Origin of the sequence: Muriventricola aceti (assembly GCF_025567565.1) — a bacterium.
Classification (GTDB): domain Bacteria; phylum Bacillota; class Clostridia; order Oscillospirales; family Oscillospiraceae; genus Lawsonibacter; species Lawsonibacter aceti.
The window spans coordinates 1-25874 of sequence record NZ_JAOQKF010000006.1; the positions used below are offsets into that span (position 1 = coordinate 1).

Annotated in this window: 26 protein-coding genes; all 26 read right to left on the reverse strand. The window is 55.8% G+C overall.

Translation table 11 applies throughout. The features are described from left to right. Window positions 1–83: 83 nt before the first annotated feature. The 26 genes from OCV64_RS07715 to OCV64_RS07840 all read right to left on the reverse strand — a co-directional run bounded on the left by OCV64_RS07715 (window position 84) and on the right by OCV64_RS07840 (window position 25780). A complete protein-coding gene (locus OCV64_RS07715) occupies window positions 84–854 on the reverse strand; it encodes a TRAP transporter large permease (RefSeq protein WP_317246516.1) in 771 nt (256 codons plus the stop codon). Between the two features lie 3 nt (window positions 855–857). Further along, on the reverse strand, window positions 858–1328 hold the full coding sequence (locus OCV64_RS07720) for a TRAP transporter small permease (RefSeq protein ID WP_147572280.1): 471 nt from the start codon (window positions 1326–1328) through the stop codon (window positions 858–860). A gap of 41 nt (window positions 1329–1369) precedes the next feature. Further along, window positions 1370–2425, reverse strand: coding sequence for a DctP family TRAP transporter solute-binding subunit (locus OCV64_RS07725; protein WP_147572279.1), 1056 nt, complete (start codon window positions 2423–2425; stop codon window positions 1370–1372). 348 nt (window positions 2426–2773) lie between these two features. Then, on the reverse strand, window positions 2774–3505 hold the full coding sequence (locus OCV64_RS07730; protein ID WP_262669749.1) for a FadR/GntR family transcriptional regulator: 732 nt from the start codon (window positions 3503–3505) through the stop codon (window positions 2774–2776). Between the two features lie 264 nt (window positions 3506–3769). Beyond that, window positions 3770–5248 carry a stage IV sporulation protein A gene (gene spoIVA / locus OCV64_RS07735; RefSeq protein WP_186852521.1) on the reverse strand — a complete coding sequence of 493 codons (1479 nt, stop codon included), beginning with the start codon at window positions 5246–5248 and terminating at the stop codon, window positions 3770–3772. 170 nt (window positions 5249–5418) lie between these two features. After that, a complete protein-coding gene (locus tag OCV64_RS07740) occupies window positions 5419–6948 on the reverse strand; it encodes a DUF3794 and LysM peptidoglycan-binding domain-containing protein (RefSeq protein ID WP_262669751.1) in 1530 nt (509 codons plus the stop codon). 342 nt (window positions 6949–7290) lie between these two features. Beyond that, a complete protein-coding gene (gene rsgA / locus OCV64_RS07745) occupies window positions 7291–8175 on the reverse strand; it encodes a ribosome small subunit-dependent GTPase A (protein ID WP_147572277.1) in 885 nt (294 codons plus the stop codon). Beyond that, window positions 8175–10181, reverse strand: coding sequence for a Stk1 family PASTA domain-containing Ser/Thr kinase (gene pknB, locus OCV64_RS07750; RefSeq protein ID WP_240287743.1), 2007 nt, complete (start codon window positions 10179–10181; stop codon window positions 8175–8177). The genes rsgA and pknB overlap by 1 nt, the downstream gene beginning before the upstream one ends. Before the next feature lie 40 nt (window positions 10182–10221). Further along, entirely contained in the window at window positions 10222–10935 is a 714-nt protein-coding gene (locus OCV64_RS07755) for a Stp1/IreP family PP2C-type Ser/Thr phosphatase (protein ID WP_147572275.1), read from the reverse strand. A gap of 46 nt (window positions 10936–10981) precedes the next feature. Beyond that, a complete protein-coding gene (gene rlmN / locus OCV64_RS07760; RefSeq protein WP_147572274.1) occupies window positions 10982–12007 on the reverse strand; it encodes a 23S rRNA (adenine(2503)-C(2))-methyltransferase RlmN in 1026 nt (341 codons plus the stop codon). Then, window positions 12004–13341 (reverse strand): 16S rRNA (cytosine(967)-C(5))-methyltransferase RsmB, encoded by a 1338-nt coding sequence (gene rsmB / locus OCV64_RS07765; protein WP_262669752.1) that lies wholly within the window; start codon window positions 13339–13341, stop codon window positions 12004–12006. The genes rlmN and rsmB overlap by 4 nt, the downstream gene beginning before the upstream one ends. A 231-nt stretch (window positions 13342–13572) precedes the next feature. Beyond that, complete coding sequence (gene fmt, locus OCV64_RS07770) at window positions 13573–14496, reverse strand: methionyl-tRNA formyltransferase (RefSeq protein WP_262669753.1); 924 nt, start codon at window positions 14494–14496, stop codon at window positions 13573–13575. Continuing rightward, window positions 14493–14996: a peptide deformylase gene (def, locus tag OCV64_RS07775; RefSeq protein WP_147572271.1), complete on the reverse strand. Its 504-nt coding sequence runs from the start codon at window positions 14994–14996 to the stop codon at window positions 14493–14495. The genes fmt and def overlap by 4 nt, the downstream gene beginning before the upstream one ends. A gap of 46 nt (window positions 14997–15042) precedes the next feature. Next, window positions 15043–17508, reverse strand: coding sequence for a replication restart helicase PriA (gene priA, locus OCV64_RS07780; protein ID WP_262669754.1), 2466 nt, complete (start codon window positions 17506–17508; stop codon window positions 15043–15045). 66 nt (window positions 17509–17574) lie between these two features. Then, window positions 17575–17763: a DNA-directed RNA polymerase subunit omega gene (gene rpoZ / locus OCV64_RS07785; protein ID WP_147572269.1), complete on the reverse strand. Its 189-nt coding sequence runs from the start codon at window positions 17761–17763 to the stop codon at window positions 17575–17577. 43 nt (window positions 17764–17806) lie between these two features. Continuing rightward, complete coding sequence (gene gmk, locus OCV64_RS07790; protein WP_186852651.1) at window positions 17807–18412, reverse strand: guanylate kinase; 606 nt, start codon at window positions 18410–18412, stop codon at window positions 17807–17809. Beyond that, window positions 18409–18684, reverse strand: a complete 276-nt coding sequence (locus OCV64_RS07795; protein ID WP_240287752.1) for a DUF370 domain-containing protein — start codon at window positions 18682–18684, stop codon at window positions 18409–18411. Before OCV64_RS07795 ends, gmk begins: the two co-directional genes overlap by 4 nt. Window positions 18685–18698: 14 nt before the next feature. Continuing rightward, complete coding sequence (locus OCV64_RS07800) at window positions 18699–19580, reverse strand: YicC/YloC family endoribonuclease (RefSeq protein WP_262669755.1); 882 nt, start codon at window positions 19578–19580, stop codon at window positions 18699–18701. Between the two features lie 32 nt (window positions 19581–19612). Continuing rightward, entirely contained in the window at window positions 19613–20143 is a 531-nt protein-coding gene (locus OCV64_RS07805) for a hypothetical protein (protein ID WP_240287754.1), read from the reverse strand. Then, window positions 20144–20734, reverse strand: coding sequence for a J domain-containing protein (locus tag OCV64_RS07810; RefSeq protein ID WP_186852517.1), 591 nt, complete (start codon window positions 20732–20734; stop codon window positions 20144–20146). Further along, window positions 20734–21597 carry a DUF5685 family protein gene (locus OCV64_RS07815; RefSeq protein ID WP_262669756.1) on the reverse strand — a complete coding sequence of 288 codons (864 nt, stop codon included), beginning with the start codon at window positions 21595–21597 and terminating at the stop codon, window positions 20734–20736. The genes OCV64_RS07810 and OCV64_RS07815 overlap by 1 nt, the downstream gene beginning before the upstream one ends. Before the next feature lie 15 nt (window positions 21598–21612). Then, window positions 21613–22035, reverse strand: coding sequence for a SoxR reducing system RseC family protein (locus OCV64_RS07820; protein WP_147572262.1), 423 nt, complete (start codon window positions 22033–22035; stop codon window positions 21613–21615). Between the two features lie 17 nt (window positions 22036–22052). Then, window positions 22053–23288 carry a CdaR family protein gene (locus OCV64_RS07825; RefSeq protein ID WP_262669757.1) on the reverse strand — a complete coding sequence of 412 codons (1236 nt, stop codon included), beginning with the start codon at window positions 23286–23288 and terminating at the stop codon, window positions 22053–22055. After that, complete coding sequence (gene cdaA, locus OCV64_RS07830) at window positions 23285–24169, reverse strand: diadenylate cyclase CdaA (RefSeq protein WP_262669758.1); 885 nt, start codon at window positions 24167–24169, stop codon at window positions 23285–23287. Before cdaA ends, OCV64_RS07825 begins: the two co-directional genes overlap by 4 nt. A gap of 235 nt (window positions 24170–24404) precedes the next feature. Beyond that, entirely contained in the window at window positions 24405–25529 is a 1125-nt protein-coding gene (locus OCV64_RS07835) for an aminotransferase class V-fold PLP-dependent enzyme (RefSeq protein ID WP_262669759.1), read from the reverse strand. Next, entirely contained in the window at window positions 25526–25780 is a 255-nt protein-coding gene (locus OCV64_RS07840; RefSeq protein WP_147572258.1) for a DUF3343 domain-containing protein, read from the reverse strand. Before OCV64_RS07840 ends, OCV64_RS07835 begins: the two co-directional genes overlap by 4 nt. Window positions 25781–25874 lie beyond the last annotated feature (94 nt).

Sequence of the window (25874 nt, forward strand, 5' to 3'; positions counted from 1 at the left end):
AAGAAGTTGTGTGCAAACTTCATTCTACCATGTGGGGAAAATCACTATGGATTTTTTCTTAGGTGTCCAACTTCATTTTACAATCAACCGTAGATAAATAGACCGACAATCAGGCCATACAGAGCGGAAACAGCAGCAGCCTCAGTAGGGGTGAAGATACCACCATAGATACCGCCCAAGATGATGACAGGCATCAACAGACCCCAGAAAGCCTCCTTAAAGGCTGCCCAGCGTTCTTTCCCACTGGCCTTCGGCAACAGGACCAACTCACGGCCCCGGCTGACAAACTGCATGGCGAACACAAGGAAAATACCCATCAGGATACCGGGGACGATACCGGAGGCGAACAGAGAGCCCACAGACTTGCCGGTAACGGAGCCGTAGATAACGAAGGTGATAGACGGCGGGATGATGATGCCGATGGCACCGGCGGTAGACATCAAGGCGGCAGAATCGCCCTTATCATAGCCAGCCTTCACCATAGCGGGAATCAGGATCATGCCCAGAGCAGCCACTGTGGCGGGGCCGGAGCCGGAGATGGCAGCAAAGAAGCAAGCCACGATGACGCAGACCAGAGCCATACCGCTCTTTCGATGGCCCACCAAGGTCCGGCAAAAATCGATCAGCCGGGCGGAGATCCCGCTCTTTTCCATGACGTTGCCGCCCAAGATAAAGAAGGGAATGGCCAGCAGTACAAACTTACCCGTAGAAGAGTAGAGGTTGCTGGGGATCATAGAGAAGGGCAGATTCTCAGCAATCAGAGCGGCCACGCTGGAGATTCCCAGTGAAAGTCCAATCGGCACATTGAGGAGCAGAAGGACAAAGAAGGAGCCGAACAGAATCAGTGAAACCATAGCTTACTTCTCCTCCTTCTTCACCAAATGGGTAATGAACAGCTGAATATAACGGATGACCAGCACGCCACCACTGATGGGTACAAACATGCCAAACATCCACTCAGGCCACTGCATACCAGCGGTAAGCTGACCCAAAACGTACTCCTGCTTGGCCATGAAGAAACCAAACCAGAGAATGAGGACACCAAAGATAATCCCCATCAAGTCGCCCAGCAGAGTGCAAAACTTCTGCCCTTTCGCTGGGAAAAAATCGGTCAGAACAGTCAAGCCAAGGTGCGCGCCACGCTTGGCGGCCACAGCGGCGCCGGTCAGGCTTAGGATGATAAGACCCAGACAGGTCAGCTCCTCAACAAAGGGCATAGAAGCCTTCAGCACATACCGGGCAACTACGTTGACACAGGTCAACAGCATCATGACGAGCAGGATGATCGCACAGATGTTGTCTTCCAACAGTGAGAAAAACTTTTTCATTTGTGGTCCCTGCCTCCTTAATTACTTAGAAAACTCTGGAATCACTCGATGCCAAAGGCAGCGCAAGCATCCGCACCGTAGATCTCCTTGTACTCGTCAATGACAGGCTGAACAACAGCGGTAAACTCAGCCACATCTTCGTCGGTGAACTCGTAGATCTCACAGCCGTTCTCCTCGGCAAACTTAGTCTTCAGGTCCGCCTCCTCGGCGATGAGGGTCTGGTTCATTTCCTTGCAGGCCTCCTCCACACACTCGCGGATCAAAGCCTGGGTATCAGCGTTCAGCTTGTTGAAATTGTTGGAATTGGCCATCCAAGTAAACGCCTCGTACACATGGTTGGAAATGGAGATGTACTTCTGGACCTCCTGGACGTTGCCGGAGTTGATGGTACCAAGGCTATTATCATGGCCGTCGATGGTGCCCTGCTGCAGAGCAGTAAAGACCTCACTCCAGCTCATGGCCTGGGGGCTAGCGCCAAAGGCGGTATAAAAAGCGGAGAAGAAGTCACCGCCGGGCACACGGATCTTCAGTCCCTTCAGGTCATCAGGATCCTGGATGGGATGCTTGCTATTGGTCATAGCTTTAAAGCCGTTGTGGACAGCGCCCAGATAAGTGATGCCTTTCTCAGCCAGAACAGAGCTCAGGAACTCACCGCCCTCGCCAAAGAAAGCGTCCTCCGCCTCCTGATAGTCGGCAAAAATCCAGGGCAGAGTGCTTACCATCATTCGGTTATCCAGGTTGGCGATGATGGAGGTGGAATGGATGTCGATATCCACAGTACCGTCGGCCAGCAGTTCCAGGCCCTTGCTCATATTGCCGCTAGCCAGCTGGTCATTGGGGAATACATCAACAGTGACCAGTCCGCCGGACTTCTCCTCAATCTTCTCGGCAAACAGCTTGGCAGTACGGGTGTCGTTGCCCAGGTCCGTACCGTTACAGCTCAAACGCAGGGTCACTTTATCATACTGAGGTCCAGAAGCGGTACCCCCATTGCTGCCAGTGCTATTTGTGTTTGTGTCATTGCCACTGCCGCATCCAGCCAGCAGGGACAGCGCCATGGCAGAAGCCATAGCCAAAGCTAAAATTTTCTTCTTCATGTGTTTCCCTCCAAAAAATGTGTTTCCCTTTCCTCATTCTTCCATCCGCTGAAGCGACCGCTTTTAGTAGATTTGACAGCAAACTTCCGAACATAGGATGTTACGACCATCATAATAGACTATCTTTTAGGGAAAGTCAATGTCCTTTTTTTCAACTCGGGCAACTTCGTTGAACTAACTAATTTTTAAATCTAAAGCTGTATAATTTCACCAAAGCAGGCTTTCTGAGTTAATTTCTGGACATTTTCGCTTTTTATTTCAATCTTTTCGGAATGTCAGACAAAAAAAGAGGTCCAGGCCAAAAGCCGGACCTCTTTCCTTTGGTACGAATCGAAACACTGTACCCTATTAATCCTTATAAACTCCACGCCAATAGAAGTAGCTGTCATTGATTGCCTGATACAATTCTTCCATATTTGTACCAGCCAACTTATCCAGCAGATTTTTGTGCGTATCGATCAGGTACTGCCTGTCCCCTTTCTGAATGACTGTTTCAATAGTCTTTAGTCGAGATGCCTTGGTCAGCTCCACGATATTACTATGTACAATCATGATGGCAGCGTTCTCGGTGGACCGGGCCAGCTCATCATGAAACTCGATATCGGCGTCGGCAATCTTCTGAAAATCCGGGGGATCCTCCATCAAATAGCCTCTTAGTTTCTCATACTTCTGGTAAAGCACCTTCCATTGTTCCTCTGAAATGCGCTTTTCCAGCAGCATCTGCATAATACCGTTCTCCACCACTTCACGCAGACCAATCAACTCATTAAAAGAGCTCCCACTGCGCAGAATGATGCTGTATACCATTGGATTGAGTACCTTGGGAGAAAACCCGTCACATACATAGGTCCCTTCGGCCCGTCGAATCGTCAATACGCCATAGGCGACTAAAATACGAACCGCTTCACGCACTGTATTTCGCCCGACGCCAAATTTCCGGACCAGTTCCGACTCCACTGGGATCTGGTCGCCAGGTTTTAACTCTCCACTGATAATCGCTTCGGTCAGTCTGGACACCACAATATCCACCATCGATTTACTTGCAATCGGCGCAAGATAGTTTTTGTCCAGCTCCTTCATATAATCACCCGCGTCTGCTTTAATAATTATATCCTTACGATACCCCATTCTATGATATAATTTCTTTTACATTATACCTTCAAATTTTTTATAATACAAGAGCTAATTCCGAAAGGATTTCGCTCAATCTATTTTGTGCTAAAAATTTTCTTTTCTGTTGTTTTAACTTGAAACACCCAGAAGCGTGTCTTTTGTCTCTTTTAGAAAAATCGCGCCTCTCCGGCAGATCTGCCGGGGAGGCGCGGGCTATATCCTTCATTCTCACTACAGGATGATGCAGATCAACCCTCCAGATCCCTCGTTGATGATACGCTGGAGGGTCTCCCTTAACTTGGTCCGGGCATCCTCAGGCATCCGTTTGATCTTGGAATTTAGATCCTCATTGACCAGCTCATGGAGAGACTTTCCAAAAATATTGGCCTCCCAGATCTTGCTGGAATCACCCTCATATTCCTGAAGGAGATAGTTAATCATATCCTCGCTCTGCTTCTCTCCCCCTACGATGGGCGAGACCTCTGTTTCAATATCTGCTCGGATCATATGAATGGAGGGGGCGCTGGCTTTTAGACGTACCCCGTATCGTCCTCCCTGCTTGACGATTTCAGGCTCCTCCAGCACGAGGGAGTCAATAGAGGGCACCACAATTCCGTATCCCGTCTGCTCCACCTGCTCTAAGGCGTCCGATACTTTGTCGTAGGCGCATTTCACCTTGGCCAGTTCTGTCAGCAGAGCCATCAAATCTCCGTCATCCCCTACCTGGAAGCCAGACTGCTGAGATAGTGTAGCGTAGAATAGGCTACGGGGCAAGTCCAGTGTGGCCGCCGACAGCCCTGTGCCCAAATCGATTGAGGTGATCCGCGCTCCACTTACCACTTCGCAGTTCTGGAATGAGGAGACGGCCTGCTCCACGTCCCGTATCCGGCGCAGTTCACTGGTCCCCTCCCGGATGGCGCTGTATAGCTCCGCTTTGATGGGATGCTCCTGGGGCAGGGCATCCACCCAAGGCGGAAGAAACAGGTCCAGCTCCTTAATGGGGAACTCATAGAGGACGCCCTTGAGTAGATCGTTGATCTCCTCTTGGCTCAGTTCCAGGCAGTTGACCGCTACACAGGTAACGTCGTACCGTTGCGCGATATCCGCCCGGATGGCTTGGGCACGGTCAGATTCCGGATAGGCGGAGTTGAGCAGTACAACAAAGGGCTTGCCCAGCTCCTTCAGTTCGGAGATGACCCGTTCCTCAGGCTCTAAATAATCCTCCCGCTGGATGTCGGTGATCGTCCCATCTGTTGTGATTACGATGCCAATCGTGGAGTGCTCTGAAATCACTTTTCGGGTACCGATCTCCGCAGCCTCAGCCATAGGGATCTCATGGTCAAACCAAGGAGTGGTGACCATGCGCTCATTCTCCCCCTCTAGCTGGCCCACGGCCCCACTGACCATATAGCCTACGCAGTCGATCAGCCGGACCTGAAAGGCAGCTCCCCCCTCTACCTGGACAGAGACGGCCTCCTCGGGGACGAACTTTGGCTCGGCGGTCATGATGGTACGGCCGGAGCCGCTCTGAGGCAACTCATCCCGTGCCCGTTCCCTCCGGTATACATTCTCGATATTGGGAATCACCAGAGTCTCCATGAACCGCTTGATAAAGGTGGATTTTCCTGTACGAACCGGCCCCACGACGCCGATGTAGATATCCCCTTCGGTCCGCAGGGCAATATCCTCGTAGATTTTGCGATCTTCCACTGCAATTCCTCCTTCGGCTCTTTGGTCAGCCGGTAGTTTCCATACAATCTATGAGGATAAGCTGTATAATATAACAGCAGGAAACCTCTTTTCCATAAAAACATAGAGAGGATGGCCGCAGAGCGCATCCATCCTCCCTATTCTCTATGTCCGGAGCACAAGCACTCCTTTCACCGGGTACTGGGAATCAACAGCATGATACCAGTGGGCAGTGTGCCCTCTTCCAACTCATTGGCCTGCAGTATCTCTTGGGTAGTTGTGCCGTAGGCCTTGGCAATATCCCAGATATCCTCTCCGGGGGCAGCCAGCCTCAGCACCACAGAGGGTCTAACGCCGCTGCTGCACCGTGCCTCCCCAAGTCTGGCGCCACGAACCACAGGCACAGAGATGCACTCCGTAGTCAGACAGTGGAATTCGACGGTAAACCGTACCTCCACGCCGCCGGCAGAGGGGGTGGCAAATACTTCGCCTGAGGTGGAACAGCGGCAGCTGCACCGACTGCCCTCGGAACAGTTCAGGCGGCACTGGACTGGAATAGTCCGGCGGACACACTGGACCATCTCATTTTCATCCAGGTACATGACAGTGATCCAAGCCTCGGCGGTCAGGACTAACTCTTTCCCCTCCCTGCTCTGGCTCACCTGGCCCAGAGCCAGGCGGCTGTCTACCACGCTTCGTACCATCTCACCTGTCTCCAGCAGCTCCCGGACGGCCTGGGGACGGATCGACTGCTCCCCCAGCCGGAACAGCTGCTGATTGTCCCGGTCCGCCTCCAACTGCCAGCTGGTGCTGTATAGGTCTTGGAGCAAGGTTACCGGACGGTGGCAGCGCACCTCAGCCTGGGCCAGCAACTCCAGCGTCACCTCCAAGCTGCGGCTGTCCTCACTGCTGGGACCGCACCGGAAGTCTGTAATCTCCACCAGGACCTGGCAATCTCCCTCTTCTCCAGCACCTGTTACCTCCAAAATCTGAGAGAAAGGCATGGACTCGTGGTTAGTGGTCAATCCGCCGCCCGCCTCCAGAAGGAGCAGCTCCAGCTCAACCACCCCTTTCAGAATCAGTTTGGTTCCTATGAGCTTGTTTTCTGAGCATACAGCACTGGCCCGGCTGGCCAGAAGTTGAGGGATCTCTCCTTGGTTTCCCTGAAGTCTGATCTGTTCAGTAAATGTAAAGGGTTTTTCCTGGACAGATGAAATCTGATAATTTTCTCCCTGATACTGGCGCTGGCACAGTGTATGGTCTTCAGTATCAGACGCGCCGCTACAGATAGGGATTTCTGTTGGCTGGAGTGCTGTCACATCTACCGCTAGATCCACCCGGAGCAGCACCTTCCTGGGGTTTAGTGCTCTCGCCTCAGCGCAGCGCAGGCGAGGACTGGCCTCTACATATCCCTGGTCCGTGAGCCCTGTGGCCTCGGCCTGACAGGTAAATGGAAGTCCCACCTCCATACGGCGCAGCCCGGCAGAACCCTCAGGCTGGTACAGAATGACAGCCCGGACCATGCCGGTTACTACCGCCATCCCCTCTTTGGCTGCCTTAGAGCTGAGTGTAGCCTGACCGCACACATCCACGATCCGCAGAATATCCGGACAGGCGTCCGGAACAATGGACTCCAGCGTTTCCTCCTGGCAGAGCGTCACCTCAGTCAGTGTTTCATAACATACGATCGTATCCCGTTCAAATTCCAGTTCCATGGTCATTGTCCTCTCCTTATCATGGTGTCAGGCCGGCGGAACGCGGCCCCGGCTTTGTGACACCATATGAGAGAACGGCAGAATGTATGACTGCTTTTTCCCCTCTCAGGACTTATCGCACCCCGAAGATCCTGCGCAGCAGTCCCCGCAGGCATTTGGGGGAACGCACCACTACGATACCCATGAACACGCCTCCCCTCCCCTAAATTGACCGTCTCCGGCTGTTACCATTATATGGCGGAAGGGCTGGTCCGTGTCACTGATCCTCCTCTTTTCTCTCCATCTCCTCCACTTTGGGATTTAGAAATAGGAAAGGAGCGGATGACGAAATCGTCATCCGCTCCTTTCCTATCCGCGCTCCCAATCTGGAATCGCTTTGGCCTGTTCATACAGGCGTACATAGCTCTGATGCCGAGTTGGTTCAATCTCTCCCTCTTTCAGAGCCGCCAAAACGGCGCAGCCCTTCTCCTTCACATGAGCGCAGTCTTGAAACCGGCATCGTCCCAGGTAGGGCGCAAAGTCTGGAAAGGCATACTGCAACTCCTCTTTGCGGGCCAGCTCCATGCGGTCCACATCGAAGGAAGAGAACCCCGGCGTATCCGCTGCCAAGGCGCTACACGACAGGCGGTACAGCTCCACATGGCGGGTGGTATGCCGGCCCCGGCCCAGCTTTTGGCTCACATCCCCGGTGGAAAGGGCAATTCCAGAGTCCAGCGCGTTCAATACGCTTGATTTCCCTACCCCCGAATTTCCTGTAAAGGCAGATACCTTTCCGGTGATTAGACTGCGAAGCTCCTCCAGTCCCTCCCCGGTTTCCGCGCTGATGCGAAGGGTTGGAAAGCCAGCCCTTTGATAGATTCCAGCCAGTTTCTGGCCATCTGCAAGGTCGCATTTATTGATACAGATGATACACTGGCAGTTCCTGCTCTGGGCGATGGCGGCCACCCGGTCGATAAGAAAAGGGTCCGTAACCGGTACAGCTTCCGAAGCGATGATAACCAGTTGGTCGATGTTGGCTACCGCAGGACGGAAAAACTCATTTCTCCTAGGCAGGATCTCATCCAGCGTGCCCGGGCTGCCATCTAAGGATGGGGTAAACCGTACCCGGTCCCCCACCAGAGGCGTCATCTTAATATGGCGAAGCCTGCCCCGTCCCCGACAGGTATAGACGCTCGCTCCGTCATCCACATAATAGAAGCCGCTGAGGGCCTTCATGATCGTACCTTCCGCCATCATCCTTCAAAACTTTCTGTCCAGCTGTTCTGTAGGACGCCATCTACATAGAGGGACATATTCTTGCTTTCTCCCGCTTTGGCCGTCACCGATACTTCAACCAGCATTTCCATTGTGGTGTCTATATCGTCGGAAAAAACGACCTCTCCGTCCGCCAGGATCTGAATAAACGCTACTCCACCAGTTTCCGGCAGAGGGACGCTCAACGTCTTGGTGACATCCTTAGCCTGGGTGCTGGGGTCCGGTCCCTGGCTGACCTGAAGACTGACAACGCTTCCAGCCTCGACCTCTTTATACGCCTCAGGATACTGCCACACTACCTGCCCCGCCTGAGCGGTATCGCTGTACACAGGGGTGACAGTCCCCACCTTCAGCCCAAGGGCGGTAATATCTTCTTCCGCCTTTTCCTGGGTTAAGCCTACCAGGCTGGGCATGGAAAAGGTCTCCGTAGCTGGCCCCAGGCTGACTACCATATGGACCTCCGTTCCCAGGGGAACCGGATTATTTTCCAGCGGCGTGAATGATATGACATGGTTGTAGGCAATCGTATCGTCATGCTCATAGGTGGGGGTGGCCACCTTCAGCCCCATCTCTGTGACCGCCAGATAGGCTTTGGAATACTCCATATTTTTTAGGTCAAGCATATTCACTGTTTCCGGTCCGCCACTGACAGTCACGGTGATAGGTGTCACCTCATCCTGGACCTTGGAGTCCGCTGCCGGGTCCTGGTGGAGGATTACACCTGCGTCGGTGTCCTCGTCGGTCTTTGTTTCTCCCAGGACCACCGTAAAATGCTCACCCAGTATGGACGGGTCCGTCATCACTTCCTCATAACTCTTACCAATCAAATTTGGTACATCATAGCTGATCTGCGGTGTAAACAGGCCGGACAGGAAGGTATTGTAGAGGAAATAGACAACCACGCCGATAAAAGCCAGTATAGCTACCACAGCCCCCACCACCGGCCAAGGGAAGCCTCCCTGCGGCCCATCCTCGTCCTCCTCCTGGCGGCGAGGGCGGTGGTCCTCTCTGTGGCCGCCGGAATGGCGCCGCTCTGGTCTTGCCTCCCGGCTCCGATGTGAGGCCGATACCGCATGGATCTGAGTCTTGTCTCTGTCTTCCTCTTCAGGGGATGCGACGGAAAATTCGTTGAGATTATACTCAAAATTAATGGTAGGATTCTTCCGAAACTCCTCCAGATCCGCCAGCATTTCATCCGCGTTGAGGTATCGGTTGTCCGGATTGGGGGCCATCGCTTTCATAGTGATGGCCTCCAGTGCCTCAGGGATTGATGGATCGATTTCTCTGGGAGACAGAGGGATCGAGTTGATATGCTGAATGGCCACCGAAACCGGGGTATCCCCTTCAAATGGAAGCCGTCCGGTGATCATTTCATAGAGCACCACACCGGCGGAGTACAAATCGGAGCGTGCGTCAATAAAGCTACCCCTGGCCTGCTCCGGAGAGATATAGTGGACAGAGCCCAGCGCCTCCTGGGTCAAAGTGCTGTGGCCCCCGGAGGCCACCCGCGCGATGCCGAAGTCGGCCACCTTTACGCTCCCGTCCCGGAGCACCATCACATTGTGGGGCTTGATGTCCCGATGGATAATGCCCCGGCTGTGGGCGTGGCCCAGCGCCTTGGTAATTTGTGTGATGAAGTGGAGGGCCTCACGCCAGTTCAGCTTGTTCCCCTTCTTCTGCATATATTGCTTCAGGGTAATCCCGTCGATCAGTTCCATGACGATATACTCCAGCTGGGAGGAGCGGCTCACGTCATAGACAGCCACGATATTTGGGTGGGACAGCATGGCTACAGCCTGGGACTCGTCGTGGAAGCGGCGGCGGAACTCGGCGTCCTGGGCCAGATCCTCCCGCAAAATCTTGATAGCCACCAGCCGGTTCAGGCGGTGGCACCGTGCCTTATACACCCTGGCCATGCCGCCGGAGCCGATAAGCTCCAGTATCTCATATCGGTTGTCGAGTAATTTACCTATGTATTGATCCATGGTAACATCCTCCCTATCTTCTTGTTCATAACCGGGGCCGTCAGCAGCGGATCAGGACCGCTGTCACGTTGTCCGGCGCGCCCCGGTGAAGGGCGATGTCCAGCAGACGCTGGGGACAGCTTTCGCTGTCACCGCCGTGGATCACCTCGTAGAGCATCTCCTGCTCTGTGACCAGATTGCTCAACCCATCGCTGCACAGCAGGAGAAAATCACCCTGGGCCAGCGGCTGGCGAAAGCAGTCCGCCAACAGCACAGGCTCGGCGCCCAGGGCCCGGGTAATCAAATTTTTATGCGGATGAGTCCTGGCCTGTTCTCTCGTCAGCTCTCCCCGCTCCACCAGGTCCTCGACCAGAGAGTGGTCCCTGGTGATCAGCACGATGCCGTCCCCATTGATATGATAGGCCCGGCTGTCCCCCTCGTTAAGGATGACCGCCTCCCCCGCTCCGGCCAGAGCAGCCACCAGTGTGGTGCCCATCCCAGTGCAATCCTCATCTGTGGCTGCCTTTTGGAATATCTCTTGGTTGGCCTGGGAGGCCGCCCGCTGCATCCGCTCCTGGTCATCGCCACTCTCCCGGAGAAAGCGGTCCATAAACAGGTCCACAGCCATAGCGCTGGCCACATTGCCTGCTCTGGCGCCTCCCATTCCATCACAGACCAGAGCGATCACCCGTCCGTCATCCATTGTCCGGGCAGAAAACGCATCTTGATTTTGTTGCCGAACCACACCCCGATGGGTGATCCCCCATACTTCCATGGAATGTAACCTCACTTCTTAGCGGTACACCACCGGCACCGCTTCGTCAATTTTCCTCTCTCATGGCCTTTCTCCGCAGTTGGCCGCAGGAGGCGTCGATATCTCCCCCCAGCTTGCGCCGGACGGTGACGGTAACCCCCTGGCTCTCCAGCCGCTTCTGGAAAGCCGCCACTCGCCTGCTTGGTTTCAGAGGACTCTCCTCCACGTCGTTGAGAGGAATTAGATTCACATGACCGGGTGTTCCCTTCAGCAGGCTGGCCAGCCGGTCGGCCTGTTGGTCAGAGTCGTTAACTCCGTCGATCATGGCGTACTCATAGGAGATCCGCCGTCCGGTGGTCTGGAAATACCGGCGACAGCAATCCATCAGCCTTTCCACCCCTATGCCCCGATTTACTGGCATGATTTTCGACCGCGTCTCGTCATCGGGCGCGTGGAGGGAAACGGATAGTGTTAATTGTAACCCACGCTGGGCCAATTTGTCAATTTTGTCTACCAAGCCGCAGGTGGACAGAGAGATATGCCGCATCCCAATGTTCAATCCGTCGGGATGGTTGACCAGGGTGAGGAACTTCATCACCGTGTCATAGTTATCCAATGGCTCCCCGATGCCCATCAGAACGATGTTGGAGATTGGCTCACCGCTGTCTATCTGGGTAAACAGGACCTGGTCCACCATCTCCGCCGGAGTCAGATCCCGGACCTTTCCAGCCAGGGTAGAGGCACAAAAGGCACACCCCATGCGGCAGCCCACCTGACAGGAGATACATACCGTATTCCCATGCTTGTACCGCATCAAAACTGTTTCAATACAGTTGCCATCGGCCAGCTCCCAGAGGTATTTGATCGTCCCATCCAGGGCGGAAACCTGCTTCCGGGCCACCTTGGGCTTGGACAGAAAGCACTGCTCCTCCAGCTTTTGACGAAGGGGCTTGGACAGGTCGCTCATCTCCCCAAAGGAGGTGGCCCCCCGGTAGAACCAACGAAAGACCTGCTTTCCCCGAAAGGCGGGCTCTCCCTGCTCTTGGAGCCAAGCGGTCAGCTCCTCCAGTGTCATGGATTTTAGGTCGATCAAAGGGAATCCTCCCCCTTCCGAAGCTTGCAAATAAAGAATCCGTCGGTGTCGTGGCGATGTGGCCACAGGGTTATCATCCCCTCCGGGGCCGCTCCTACTGGGTCAGGCAGTACAAAGGGCTCCTTTTGGAAGGAGCTGTCCCTTGTTAAAAAGGTCCCAATGACCTCCTCGTTCTCCCGACGGAGAAGCGTGCAGGTAGAGTAGAGCAGCGTCCCGCCGGGCCGTACATACCGGGCCGCATTGGACAGGATGGCCAGCTGGATCTCTGGAAGTCCCTCCAAAGGCGCCGGGTCCTTGTAGCGGATATCCGGCTTTTTACGGATGACACCCAGCCCGGAGCAGGGGGCGTCTACCAGTACCAGGTCAAAGGCACGCTCCCACTCCGGGTGAAATACTTTGCCGTCGGCGGTCTGTGGAGTAATGATGTCCAGACCCAACCGGTCCGCGCCGGCCTGGATGAGTTTCTTTTTATGGGGATGAAGGTCGCAGGAAATGACCTGGCCACAATTTTCCATCGCAATCGCCGCAGCGAAGGACTTTCCTCCGGGGGCGGCACAGCAGTCCAGCACCCTCATGCCGGAGATGGGGCCTGCGGCGAGGACGGCCAGCCGGGACGCTGGGTCCTGCACATAGAACAGACCCTTTTGAAAGGCATCAAGCTCCTCCAGATTACCCGTCCGGGCCAAAAGCAGACAGTCGTTCAGCCATAGGTGGAGTCGTGCCTCCACCCCCGCCTCCTCCAGCTTATCCCGCAGCTCCTGGGCCGTAATCTTTGTTGTGTTCACCATAACGGACATAGGTGGCTGGCTATTATTTGCTGCAAGCAGCTTGGATGTTTCCCCTGTCCCGATGGCCAAGAGAAATTCCTTTACCATCCACTCCGGATGGGAATACAAAATAGACAGATAAGAGGTGGGGTCCCGCTGAGGTACCGTGGGCAGATCGTCCAGACTTCGGACCAACGCCCTCAAAATACCATTTACCATTCCCGCCGCCCTGGGGTTTTTACAGTGCCGTTTGGCCAGCTCCACCGAGCTGTTTACCGCCGCGCTCTGGGGAATCTTATCCAGAAAGAGAAGCTGGTATGCCCCCAAGCGCAGGGCCTGTACCACCTTTTCCTCCATCCTCTTCAGGGGAATATTGGAAAACCGGGACAGATAAAAGTCCAGCAGCATCTGATTTTGAAGCACGCCAAAGCACAGTTGGGTGGCAAGGGCCGCATCCCGTCTGTCCGCTCCGTGTTGAGCTAGTTGTTTCTTCAACACACCATCCGACCAGCCCCCTTGCTTGTGGCAGGCATACAGCGCCTGCAACGATACCTCGCGTGCGTCCATGCTTCTCACCGGCCTTTCTTCTTCTTTTCTTGAAAGAAAAAGGAGGGGAAAACTTGAGAAAAACTTCGTTTTCTCTCACTTTCTTACCATTTCTCTCAGCGTTAAAACAGAATGCCAATCAGGTCCTCCTATCATAGCAGCCGGGATGACTATAAAATACAGGCAAGTCTCCCTATAAATTGGCAAATGCCATGATAAATGACCGCTCCCATGGCGTTTCTCCTTTTTCGATCACAGGTGAATGGGATGGCCAGCCAAATAGGAGGCGGCGGACATACGCTTGCCGCCAGGAGCCTGCAGCTCTAGGATACGGAGGAGCCTTCCGTCCCCACAGGCCACATCGATGCCTTCCTTCCCCGCGGCGACCACTGTACCAGGCTGTTTGTCCGTCCCCTGGTCCAGAAGGGTGGACTTGAACACTTTGACTGGCTCCGCAGAAAAGATGTCCGTGGAGGTGGCGGGCCATGGCACCAGCCCTCTGATCTGGTTATGGATGTCCCACCCGCTCCTGCTCCAGTCGATGGGAGAGAGCTCTCGGGACAGCATAGGAGCCAGCGTAGCCTGGCTGTGGTCCTGAGGGATCCGCCGGGCGGTCCCGGCAGCCAGCTCCGCCACAGTTTGGACCAGCAACCGCCCACCCAGGCCAGCCAGCCGGTCGTGGACGTTCTCCACCGTTTCCTCCGGGTCGATATGGGTTGTCTCCTGGGCGATGATATCTCCGGCATCCAGTTCCCCGGCCATATACATAATGGTCACACCTGTCTCCTTTTCCCCACGGATCACTGCCCAGTTGATGGGGGCAGCCCCCCGGTATTTGGGCAGCAGAGAGGAATGGACATTGATGCAGCCCATTGGAGGCAGAGCCAGGATATCGTCAGGTAGGATACGGCCATAGGCGGCCACCACCACCAGCTCCGGTGCCAGCTCCCTGAGCTGGGCTAATGCTGTGCCATCCCGAAGCTTGGTAGGCTGGTAGACCGGGATCCCATGAGCTGCGGCGCAGGACTTGACCGGTGTAGGCTGAAGCTTGTTCTGGTGCCGCCCAACCGGCTTGTCCGGCTGGCTGAACACCCCGCACACCTCATGTCCCGCGGAGATCAGCCCCTCTAGAGAGGGAACAGCAAAGTCTGGAGTGCCCATAAAGACGATCCTCATCCCCGCTCCTCCTGCTCCTCTTCCGACATCATCTGGTCCAGATCCTCGTTAGTATAGAGCTTGTCCGTCAGTTCCGTGTACAGATGGCCGTCCAGATGGCTCAACTCGTGACAGAAACAGCGGGCGGTGAGTTCCTGTCCCTCCACCTCAAACCAGTTTCCATCCCGGTCCTGGGCCTTTACTTTAACCCAAGCCGGCCGCTTCACATAGCCCCACAGTCCAGGGACAGACAGGCAGCCCTCCAGTCCGTCCTGTTCGCCCTTCTGGTCAACGATTTCAGGGTTGACCAGCTCCAGCATCTCTCCATCATCATTCACCACGATGACCGCACGGCGCAGGATGCCCACCTGAGGAGCGGCCAGCCCAAGGCCGTTGGCCTTTGCCAGCGTCTCCTTCAAGTCGTCCAGCAGCTCCCACAGCTTCTGGTCAAATTTGGTGACGGGATGGCACATCTTATTCAGGGCCGGATCGCCCTTGGTTAGGATCGTACGAATCGCCATGTTATTTTCTCCTTTTATTCTTCTGTCGGGGCCTCAAAGCCCAAGTCTAACTCTGATAGGGATCCCAATCTCCATACACGGACACCCCCCGGTTGTCCTTATCCTGATGGACGGACCGGATGAGATGAGCAATCAATCTACGGACTTCTCTGGTACAGGGGCCAGTCAAAGTCAGGCGATAACGGTAGCGGTTATTCACCTTCGCCACCGCAGCCGGAGCCGGACCCAGCACCTGCCAACCGCCCGGAGCGTATCGCTTCAGCTCCTGATCAAGCGCCTGCCGCAGTCGGTCGCAGCACCGCAGGACAGCCATCTCATCCACACTGGAGGCGGTGAGTACGATAATATCCTGAAAAGGCGGGTAGCCCCGCAGCCGACGCAGCAGGATCTCGGACTGGTAGAAACTGTCATAATCCTGGCTTGCGGCACATCGGATCACATCGTTTTCCGGGGTAAAGGTCTGGATGACCGCTCGCCCCTGTTTGTCCCCCCGCCCTGCGCGGCCTACGACCTGGGTCAGCAGAGAGAAGGTGCGTTCCCCAGCCCGGAAGTCGTCCACATACAGGGACAAATCGGGAGCGATGACCCCAACCAAAGTCACATTTTCAAAGTCCAGACCTTTGGCTACCATCTGAGTCCCCACTAAAATGGGAATCCGTTCCTTCTGAAAGCGGTCCAGCAGCTCCTCATGGGGGTGGGCCGCTGAAACTGTATCCGTATCCATCCGCAGGACCTGCGTGCCTGGAAACAGCGTCTCCAGCTCCTCCTGGACTCGCTGGGTCCCCACCCCGATAAAGTTCAGCAGTCCTCCGCAGGAGGGACACACCGGGGGCAGGGGCTGGGACCAGCCGCAGTGATGGCACATGAGCCGGCCGTTGGCCGAGTGATAGGTCAGCTTCACTGAGCACCGGGGGCACTCAGGCACCTGCCCGCACTCTCCGCAGGAGACCATTCGGCTGGCTCCCCGGCGGTTGAGGAACAAAATCGACTGCTCGCCCCGCGCCAGATTTTCTTCCAGCTCCCGCCGGAGCACGGAGCTGATGGCGGAGGCGTTGCCTTGACGCAGCTCCTGCTTCATATCGGCCAGGATAACCTGTGGAAGCGGGTGCTGGTTATAGCGGTTCTTCAGCTGGAACAGGTGGTATGTCCCCTCCTGCCCATGGTACATGCTCTCCACAGAAGGAGTAGCGGAGCCCAGCACCAGCAGAGCCCCGTGCTGGACACAGCGGTATTTCGCAATATCTCGGGCGTGGTACCGTGGAACATTTTCTGATTTATAGCTGGTCTCCTGCTCCTCATCCAGGATGATGACGCCGATGTTGTCCAGAGGGGCAAAGACAGCGGACCGGGTGCCAATGACCACGGTAGCTGTTCCTTCACGTACCCGCTTCCACTCGTCATACCGCTCCCCCGCCCGAAGTGAGCTGTGAAGGACGGCTATCTGATCCCCAAAGTGAGAAGTGAATATTCTTAGCAGCTGCGGTGTCAGAACGATCTCCGGCACCAGGACTAGCGCTGTTTTCCCCTGCTTTCTGGTTTCCTGGATCAGTCGGATATAGATCTGTGTCTTGCCGCTGCCTGTCACACCATAGAGCAGCGCGGCAGCCGGCTGACCGCTCCGGCGCAGCTGGTCAAGCCCCTCAAACGCCTCCTGCTGTTCCCGGTTGAGCACCAGGGGCTGGGCCGGCTCCACCTGGATGGCAGGCAGGCGGCGGAACACCTCCCGCTCCTCCAAGGTCAATATTCCACTTTTTTCTAGGGATTTTATGGTAGGCATAGAAGCCCCGGTGAAATAACACAACTCTTTGACCGAAGCCGCACCCAGTGTACACAGCAGTTCGGTTACGGAGTATCGAAGGGGAGCCGTCTTTCGCTTGGGCGTGACCATAGCCATAGCGTCCTCCGTGGGGACCGCCAACACCGCCAGCTTCTCCCGCTTATCCCCTACGCCCCGGCGTGTACTTGTTTCCAGCCGCGCCGCGCCTCTCTCCACCAAAAGATGGATCGCCGGATTAGGATCCTTGGGGCCGAAGGCCATACGGATCTGTTCCATATCTCCCCTTCCGCCCCAGTCATACAGCAGGTCCAAGAGCTGTACCGCCAGGGCCGCCCCCTCCGCCACCTGATAGGCCGCTTCCTTGTCTCCCTGGACCACTACCTGATCCCGGAGTGAGAAATAGAGCCCTGCCGGCAGCATGGCTTTGACGCAGTCATACATCGTACAGAAACAGCGTTCCCGCATCCAAAGGGCCAGTTGGATCCCTTTATGGTCTAGCACCGGCGCATCATCTAACTTAGATTGGATGGCTTTCAGAGAGGGGCCACCCTCCCCCTCCTCACGGATGGAGAGGACAATGCCGTCCGTCCCCCGGTTTCCGCTTCCAAAAGGGACGAGCACCCGCATACCAGGCACCAGTTCCTTCTCCAACTCCTTGGGGATCCAGTAGTCATAGGGCTTATCAATAGCGTAGACGGCCCTGGAAACAGCGACTTTTGCGATTTTCCGTCCCACGGTCCGACCACCCCCTATCACAAGGAAAGCAAGCGCAAGGTTCCCCTTCGCCTGCTTTCTCTCCCTTTACTCCTGGTCCAATTTTCCTTCCGCCACCTCCCGGATGGCAATGCTGACCGGCTTGTCGTCCAGCGGCACACCAGCCGTCTCCGCCTCGCTGGCGATCTTGCGGGCCCGGCAGGCCACAACGTTTACCAGCTCATAGCGGCTGGGCACCTTCTTCAGTAAATCCTTCATAGCGGGATAGAGCATCATGATAAAAACCCCTTTTCAACCATAATCGTTAAAACTTTTTCGCTCAGATAAACTGGGAGAGCATACCGCTCCGGTTCTCCACCCGGCATTGGGCGGCGGTCAGGATGGACTCGATTTCATAAACCGCATTTGACACCTTGTCGTTGATCACCAGGTAGTCATAATTCGGTATCTCCCGAAATTCGATCCGAGCCTTTTCCAGACGCCCGGAGATAACCTCCTCACTGTCGGTATTCCGGCCGTGGAGACGTCGGGAAAGCTCCTCAAAGGAGGGCGGAATGATAAAGATGGATAGTGCGTCTGGGCACTGGTCCTTTACCTTGGCCGCTCCCTGAACCTCGATATCTAGCAGCACATCAATGCCGGCCGCCAGCTTCTCCCGTATTACCTTGAGTGAGGTCCCATAGTAGTTATTGACATACTCGGCATATTCCAGCAGCTCCTGGGCGGCGATCATCCGCTCAAACTCAGCTCGGTCTACAAAGTTATAATTGACCCCATCTTGCTCCCCCACACGGGGTTGACGGGTGGTGTAGGACACAGAGAAATAGATGTCAGGGCGCTGTCCCAATAGTTCAGCGATCACCGTGCTCTTACCCACACCAGAGGGCCCGGAGAGGACGATCAGTTGCCCCTTTTCTTTCTTTATGGCCATGTGGCCCCCTCCTCTTCCTGTCTGTCCGCCTTTTCTCCTTCCAGCCGGCTGGCCACAACATCGGGCGAAAGAGCGGACAAAATCAGATGGTCATTGTCCATTACCAGCACGGAGCAGGTCTTACGCCCATAGGTGGCATCAATGAGTACGCCCCGCTCTCTGGCCTCCTGGATCATGCGTTTGATTGGGGCTGATTCCGGCGCGATGACCGCCAGCAGCCGCTGGGCGGAAATCAGGCTGCCAAATCCGATATTGATCAGCTTCACAGCGCCGTTCCTCCTTATTCGATATTCTGGACCTGCTCCCGAATCTTTTCAATCTCCGCCTTGATATCGACCACCTGACGGGCGATGTCAATATCGCTGCATTTAGATCCGATGGTATTGGCCTCCCGGTTGAACTCCTGAATCAAGAAATCCAGCTTCCGTCCAATCGCTCCACCCTTGTCCAGCATCTCCCGGAGCTGTTCGATGTGGCTGCGCAGCCGCACAGTTTCTTCGTCCACGGCCACCTTGTCCGCAAAGATCGCGGCTTCTGTCAGGATGCGCGCCGGATCGAGTTGGGTGTTGGACAGCACCTCGTTCATCCTACTCTCCAGCCTGGTCCGATACTCGGAAACGGTCTGAGGGGAACGCGCCTCCACCACCCCCACCTTCTCCTCGATCAAGGCGGCACGGGCCAGAATATCCTCCCTAAGCCGTCCCCCCTCTCGGGTGCGCATCTGGTCAAAATCAGCCAAGGCCCGGTCCAGGACCGCGCATATGTCTTTTGCCATCTGCTCTACATCCTCTTCCGCCTTTTGGGCCAACAGCACCTCAGGGAAACGCGAGAGTGTCTCAGGGGTAATATGATAGGAGCCCGCACCGCAAAACTCTGCCAGCTCTCTCAGAGCAGCGGCGTATTGGGCGGCCAGGGGCCTGTTTACCGACACCTGTATATCGTCGGCGCCCGTGCTGTCCATCGTGACAAATACGTCTACCTTTCCCCGCGAAATGGTGCTCTGCACCCGTGTCTTGATGGCATCCTCAGAAAACAGATACAGCCTTGGAATGCGGACATTACAGTCCAGATAGCGGTTATTGACGGAGCGCAGCTCCACTGTGATTGTGCAGCCGTTGACCGTCTCCTCCGCCCGGCCGTAACCGGTCATGCTCTTGACCAAATCAGGTCACTCTCCTTGATATGGATTATAGCTCAACGCCTGCCTCCCCGACTCAGACGATGTCCCAGCAAACCGATGAGCCTGGATAGGCCGATGTCGTAACAGATAAATACCAGGTTTCCCCCAGCAAAAAAGATAGCGATTCCCTCCTCCAGCCACTGGGGCGGGTCAGGGAGAAGCAATCCCTGAAATAAAAACCAGCACAGGATCAAAGCAACATTAAAGAAAATCAGCTTCAAGAGCCACTCTACCGCTCCACGGCGCAACCCCTCGATGCGGCTCTTTACCACCGGATAGAGGCCCAGAAACACCAGATAGAGCAAAGGTATCCCCTTATTTGGCAGCAGGACCAGTCCCAGCAAGGAACCTGCCGCCCAGCACATATAGCCAGCCGCGCGGCCAGCATACAATGTCGCAGTCACTGGAAACAGGCCAGCCACAGCTGTAAGACCCAGCCAGCCCGAAGGTACGATACAGGCCAGCCATAAAATGACCAGGCTCCCCGCCCCCAGCATACCGCCCAGAGCAATTCTGACGCTCTGTTCACGATCCCGACGTGACATTTAGCAGTGTCCTCCCCCACACAGACAGTTCAGACACAGCATTGAGGTACAACAGTCCATCCCGTCTACTGTATTGGTATAGCCATAGGGGCGATAACCCACATTGCCACGTTGCATGATAGACAGAGCCTGGCGGTATTCCATATTGTTGGGCTCCATCTGGACCGCCATGGAATAGTTCTGCATGGCCTCATCCAGCCATCCCTTGCGGTAGGCGATGCTGCCGGAGAGGAAATACCACTCCCCGTTTTTCTGGGGCACCTCCAATAAAAGGCGTTCCGCGGTCTGGAGATCACCGGCGTTAATCAGATTGCGGATCTGGGCAAAGGTGGGGTTTGCGGAGCCGCCATAAGACCTCTGCTGGCTATAACTCCCGGAGGACTGCTGATAGCCGCCACCACCGGCACGGCTCTTGGTGATGGCGTCATAGGCCTCGTTGATCTCCTTCATCTTCTCTTCCGCCAGATCTGCCAGAGGGTTGTTTTGATAGTTGTCGGGGTGGTATTTTCGTGCCAGCTCACGGTAAGCTTTCTTAATCTCCTCATCGCTGGCATTCTGGTCCACACCTAAGACGCTATACGGATCTCTCATCAGTTGTTACTCCAAATCTTTTGTTTTTTTATCTCTCGCCAGCTGCCATCAAAGACAGCCCGCTGCACCATAGGCAGCCCCAGGTACAGGATATTCTCTAAAATCGGGGTTCGGCAGCCAAACTCCCCTAATTGGAGAGCAGCGCCCATCAGCCCCAGGGAATGGTCTAAGGTACGCCTTAAGTTTTCATCATCCCCCTGGGGGCCAAATCGGGCTATCACCGGGTTATACCGCCCGGCTGCCCGGTCCTCCTCCATGTCGTCCCTCGCGTCCACCAAATAGATCCATCGCCCAAGCTGATAGAGCAGTTGGGATAACACCCGGTCCTGTTTTCCCTCTTTCGATGCCGCTCCCTGGAGCAGCCGGGCAAAGGTATCGGCCGACTGGTCCATCGAAGGACAACTCGCCCGCTCCAGCTGTTCCAATTCCACCAGGCTGTCCTGGACTTGCTGGTCAAAGGCAGGACAGCGAACCGCAGCCTTCCGGTAAGATGGACGCAGCAGAAGGGAAAGTCCTCTCGCGGGCATGGCTTTCCAAAAGCCCTCGTCCTTGATCGAATCCCGCAGCTTCCACCATGCCAGGATGACACTCTCATCCGCCGCCAACTCCAGCGCCTCGCTGTCAGGACACATGGGCTTTTTGACCAGAGGATTGGCGTGGCACCGCCCCTGACAGGGAGTAAAACGCTCCTCCGGCTCCCACAGCAAAAGAGCCAGAAAGGTGAAATCAAAGTTCAGGAACATAGGGGCCAGCAACCCATAGCGCCGGCGCAAGCAGCGGCACAAGCCGCAGTAGGTTGCCCGGTACAGGTCAAACTCCCTGCATTTCATCTCCGGGCGGCAGGGCCTTACATATCCAAACACTGCACGTTTCCGTCTTTAATGGAGCAGCTTCAAAACAGCAAATTCAGGGGCCTTGCTGCGGAGGATCGCCCGGTTAATCAGCCACGCGGGAACAAAGCCGAGTACCAGTCCCAGCAACGCGGTCCCCAGAGCGGCAATATCGCCCAGATGCAGAAGGGATTGGCCCAGCATATAACCCGCACCTAACCCAACGCAGGGCAGCAGGAACACCACCACGGAGGTGCTGATGTTGTGCCCAGACGTGGGTTCAACCTCCACCACATCGCCGGGCTTGGTCCCAATGGGATCGCTGGCCAACGCCAGGATCTCCTGCGTGGGTTTTTGGGTACAGCCAGCACAGGCTCCATCGCAGTGAAGTCCGCACTCCATCTGCCGCAGGAGGGAGACCTGGACCACTCCCTCACCTATCCGCTGTTTTACGATTGCGTTCTGAACCATGGTATTTTGCCTCCAAATTAGCTCCGACTCACATTGACTACAATGGAATAATCCCCGATGACCCCTACGCTCCCGCCGGCGTCCAGATAGACTCGGGCGGTGACCGGGATCAGCCCAGTGGTGGTCACCTCCGACACGTCCGCTACGATCCGGATCTGGCTGGCATCGATCTTTTCCAGATCCTCCGTTCTACCCCGGATAGTCACTGTACGGTTTTGCGTGACCGACTCGGCCGTATATCCATCCGGCGGCTGGCTTACCGTAATGTTGCCCACCTCGAAGGTAGCAGTTGACAAGCCATCTACCTTAACAGTCACTTTAGCAGAGGTAATCCCACTGACATTCTCTAATCCAGGGTCCAGTGTGATGGGGAAGGTATACTCTTTCGTCCCCACGACCTTGGATAAATCGACACTGCCCAGAGATATCTCCTCCAGACCCTCTATATCTGTTTCAGGTCCGGTCACGGTAATGATATCCGGCTCGATCTCGATAACCGCGTCATCCGCTGTGGCTCCGCCGCCAGGAATCACATTGACCGTCAGACCCACATCCTTCTGCACCACCACAGGAACCACCACATAGGCGGAGTCCGCGCTGAGGGTGACATCCAGATCAGTCAGCGGATTCCCTTCCCGGTCCAGCAGGGTGAGAGGAAGATCTCCGGCAAAGCGCTCGTCCAAATTTTCATCCTCAAGGATGGCAACCACCTTGGCGACCTGGCTGACCTGCTCTACCGAGCCGCTGACGGTCACACTTTCCGGACTCACAGCCGCGGTGCCCATCTGATAGTTCTCCGCCACCTGCCCTTTCAGTTGAAACTCTACGTCAAAAGAGCTTGTATAGAGTTTATCCACTGTTACGATAATGGTCGCCGGGTCCTGCTCCTGCAAGGTCACATCAGACACATTGACATTGGCGGGATAGCTGGGCTTGTAGCTTAACTCATTCTCCCCCTCCACACAGCGGGAAACATCTAGAGGGATATAGAGATTTGAACGGTTCTTCAGCAGGTTGGCCGCCACGCTGGTGGGCGCCTCAATCCGTAAGTTCACAGTTTCAGTGGACAGACCAGCCACGGTCAGCCCCTGGCTGGTCAATACATTGGTCCCAGTCAGCTCTACCCGCACATTATGGATGGTATAAGGCTGAGTGGGGTCCACCTCCGCCCGCACATAAAACCAAAAAAGCACTGCCAGCAGGACGGACAGCAGGACATATACCCATTTGCTCTCTCTCAGTCGTCCCATCATGAGCGGTCACCCTCTTTCCTGTTTCCGCCAAAGAGCTGGCTCAACAGAGGGAACTGGCTGCTCTTCTCCTCCTCCTTGCTCTCGCTCAACAGCTCGTTCCGCAGCAGCCGCTCTAAGGTCTCCGGTGCCAGATGCCGCTTGAGCATGCCTCCCACGGCCGCGGAGATGGAGCCCGTTTCCTCCGACACGATAACTACCACCGCATCCGAATGCTCGCTCATCCCGATCCCTGCCCGGTGGCGCATCCCCAGGTCGCGGCTCAGGTTCACATTGCCGGACAGGGGCAACATACAGCCAGCGCCCACGATACGGCCCTCCCGAACAATGACAGCACCGTCATGCAGAGGCGCTTTATTCCAAAAGATGTTCTTCAGCAGTTCGCTGGATACACCGCAGTCCAGAGCCGTCCCTGTCTTAATGACATCGTCCAGGAGATTCTTGCGCTCAAAGACCATCAGAGCCCCAACCTTATCTCTGGAAAGGTCGGCATATGCCTCGGTCGTCTGGGTAATAGCGGTTTCGATCTCCATAGGCGTGGCCCTGCTGCTGGAAAAATTCAGTCCCAGGCGGCTGCTCCCCATCCGCTCCAAAAAGCGGCGTATCTCGGGCTGGAAAAGGACAACTAGGACCAGAACGCCCCACTCTACTACCTTGTTCAGCATGAAACTGGTGGCCGTCAGTGGGAGCTCCGAGGAGATCCACATGGCTACCAGCAGGATCAGGATTCCTCGTAAGACCCGTCCGGAGCTGCTTTTCCGGAGCATCCAGAGCAGTTTGTATATGATCAGAGAGAGGATGGCAATATCCAGCAGATCAAAAAGACGTATGGTGCTGATAATCGGAAGCTCATTTTGGAGCAGACTCGTGATATCCTGAAACACATATATCACCTCTCTCAACGGCTGTCTTCGCATACCCGGCCGCAATTTTCCTATTTTGTTATTATACGATATTCCCGCCCGGTTGGCAACACGAAAGGGGGCGTTCCCGGAGAAAAATTCATGAATTTTCTTTTAATTTTCTTTGTTACTTTTTTACCCGTTTTTCCGGCGAAAAAAACGCTTCAAAACGGAGCTCATTCGCCTGAGTCCCACTTCAAAGCGTTTTTTTCATGATTCAACGTCTGACCATATCTCCAATTGCCCGCAGAAAGCGGTCAATTTCCATCTCGGTGTTAAAGGCAGATACACTGGCACGGACGGTCCCTGTTTCCAGAGTCCCAGCGGTGCGGTGTGCCTCCGGGGCACAGTGCAGGCCGGCTCTGAGCGCAAATCCTCGGTCCCCCAGCGCCTCACCTACGTCCTCACAGTCCCTTCCCTTAATTCGAAAGGAGAGCACACCGGACTGCGCCTTGGGCATAGACGCCTGGAACACCTCCACACCCGGCAATCTGGACAGCCCGTTACCCATCCGCTGGATCAGCCGGCTCTCATGTCCCGCAATCCACCGTATGTCCCGGCGGCGCAAAAAACGCAGGCCCTCCAGCAGGCCGGCCACACCGGCAATGTTGTGGGTCCCCGCCTCCAGGCGGTCAGGCAGGAACTGGGGCATGGACTGCTTCAAGGATTCACTTCCTGTCCCGCCCTCTAGAATCGGAGTCGGGTCACGGTTGCAGAGCAGCAGGCCGGTGCCCTGTGGGCCGTAGAGCCCCTTATGGCCCGGCATCGCTACAAAGGCGGCGCCCAGTTCCTGGATATCCAGCGGCAGGACGCCTGCGGACTGTGAGGCGTCAACAATCAGAGGCACTTCCCGCTGCCGACACAGCTCCGCGATCTCCTGGATTGGGAGGATAAAACCGAACACATTGGATACATGGGTACATATAGCCGCGTCCGCCCCCTGGTCCAGACACTGGCGGAAGGAGTCTATCATTCCCTGCCTGTCAAAGAGAGGCGATCGGGCCACCAAAATTTCCACCTCCGGAATCGCGTGGAGCGGCCGGGTGACCGCGTTGTGCTCATAGCCGGAGATCACCACTCTGTCCCCAGGATGGACCAGGGTTTTTATGGCGATATTAAGTCCATGGGTAGCGTTAAACGTAAAAACCACCTGATCGACGCTGGGCACATGAAAGAGGGCAGCCGCCTCCTCCCGACAGGCGAAGGCAGTATCGGCGGCAGCCATAGCCGGCCGATGTCCTCCCCGTCCAGGGCTGGCCAAGTGGTCAATGGCGTGTGCGGTGGCGCGAGCCACAGAGGGCGGCTTCTGTAGGGTGGTGGCCGCGCTGTCCAGATAGATCACAGCTCCACCTCCTGATAGCTGCCGTCCCCGGCGGTGATATAGATACGCTTTGGCTCAAGATTCGTCCGCTGGAGGACCCGGAGGGCGTCAGGCAGACTGCGTTGGGATATCTTGACCGAGTGGCTGCACCCCTCCCCCGCCACGCTCTTTGGCGAGCGGAGAATCCGCGCCGTGATGCCCGCCCGCTCCAGGGCGGCGGCTGTCCGCTGTGCGTAGGTCAGAGAGCGGCATACAATGAGATAATAGAGCATGACTTGGTTCCTTTCTCGGGACAGTCTGTCGGCCGCCCCTCGGAAATAGCTGGGAGGGGAGCCTGCGTTCCCCTCTCATCTCCATTGTATGCTC

Bases quoted from the DNA above. Each gene is read 5' to 3' on its own strand.
- OCV64_RS07825 (WP_262669757.1), bottom strand. From the start codon at position 23,288: ATGATGGGACGACTGAGAGAGAGCAAATGGGTATATGTCCTGCTGTCC.
- OCV64_RS07755 (WP_147572275.1), bottom strand. From the start codon at position 10,935: ATGGAAGTATGGGGGATCACCCATCGGGGTGTGGTTCGGCAACAAAAT.
- rsmB (WP_262669752.1), bottom strand. From the start codon at position 13,341: ATGGACGCACGCGAGGTATCGTTGCAGGCGCTGTATGCCTGCCACAAG.
- pknB (WP_240287743.1), bottom strand. From the start codon at position 10,181: ATGGATCAATACATAGGTAAATTACTCGACAACCGATATGAGATACTG.
- OCV64_RS07840 (WP_147572258.1), bottom strand. From the start codon at position 25,780: ATGCTCTATTATCTCATTGTATGCCGCTCTCTGACCTACGCACAGCGG.
- OCV64_RS07715 (WP_317246516.1), bottom strand. From the start codon at position 854: ATGGTTTCACTGATTCTGTTCGGCTCCTTCTTTGTCCTTCTGCTCCTC.
- fmt (WP_262669753.1), bottom strand. From the start codon at position 14,496: ATGAGGATCGTCTTTATGGGCACTCCAGACTTTGCTGTTCCCTCTCTA.
- OCV64_RS07810 (WP_186852517.1), bottom strand. From the start codon at position 20,734: ATGAGAGATCCGTATAGCGTCTTAGGTGTGGACCAGAATGCCAGCGAT.
- OCV64_RS07730 (WP_262669749.1), bottom strand. From the start codon at position 3,505: ATGAAGGAGCTGGACAAAAACTATCTTGCGCCGATTGCAAGTAAATCG.
- def (WP_147572271.1), bottom strand. From the start codon at position 14,996: ATGGCGATTCGTACGATCCTAACCAAGGGCGATCCGGCCCTGAATAAG.
- rpoZ (WP_147572269.1), bottom strand. From the start codon at position 17,763: ATGATGCTCTATCCCGCTATGAAGGATTTACTGAAGAAGGTGCCCAGC.
- OCV64_RS07725 (WP_147572279.1), bottom strand. From the start codon at position 2,425: ATGAAGAAGAAAATTTTAGCTTTGGCTATGGCTTCTGCCATGGCGCTG.
- OCV64_RS07820 (WP_147572262.1), bottom strand. From the start codon at position 22,035: ATGGTTCAGAACGCAATCGTAAAACAGCGGATAGGTGAGGGAGTGGTC.
- OCV64_RS07740 (WP_262669751.1), bottom strand. From the start codon at position 6,948: ATGACCATGGAACTGGAATTTGAACGGGATACGATCGTATGTTATGAA.
- OCV64_RS07720 (WP_147572280.1), bottom strand. From the start codon at position 1,328: ATGAAAAAGTTTTTCTCACTGTTGGAAGACAACATCTGTGCGATCATC.
- OCV64_RS07805 (WP_240287754.1), bottom strand. From the start codon at position 20,143: ATGTCACGTCGGGATCGTGAACAGAGCGTCAGAATTGCTCTGGGCGGT.
- rsgA (WP_147572277.1), bottom strand. From the start codon at position 8,175: ATGGCGGAAGGTACGATCATGAAGGCCCTCAGCGGCTTCTATTATGTG.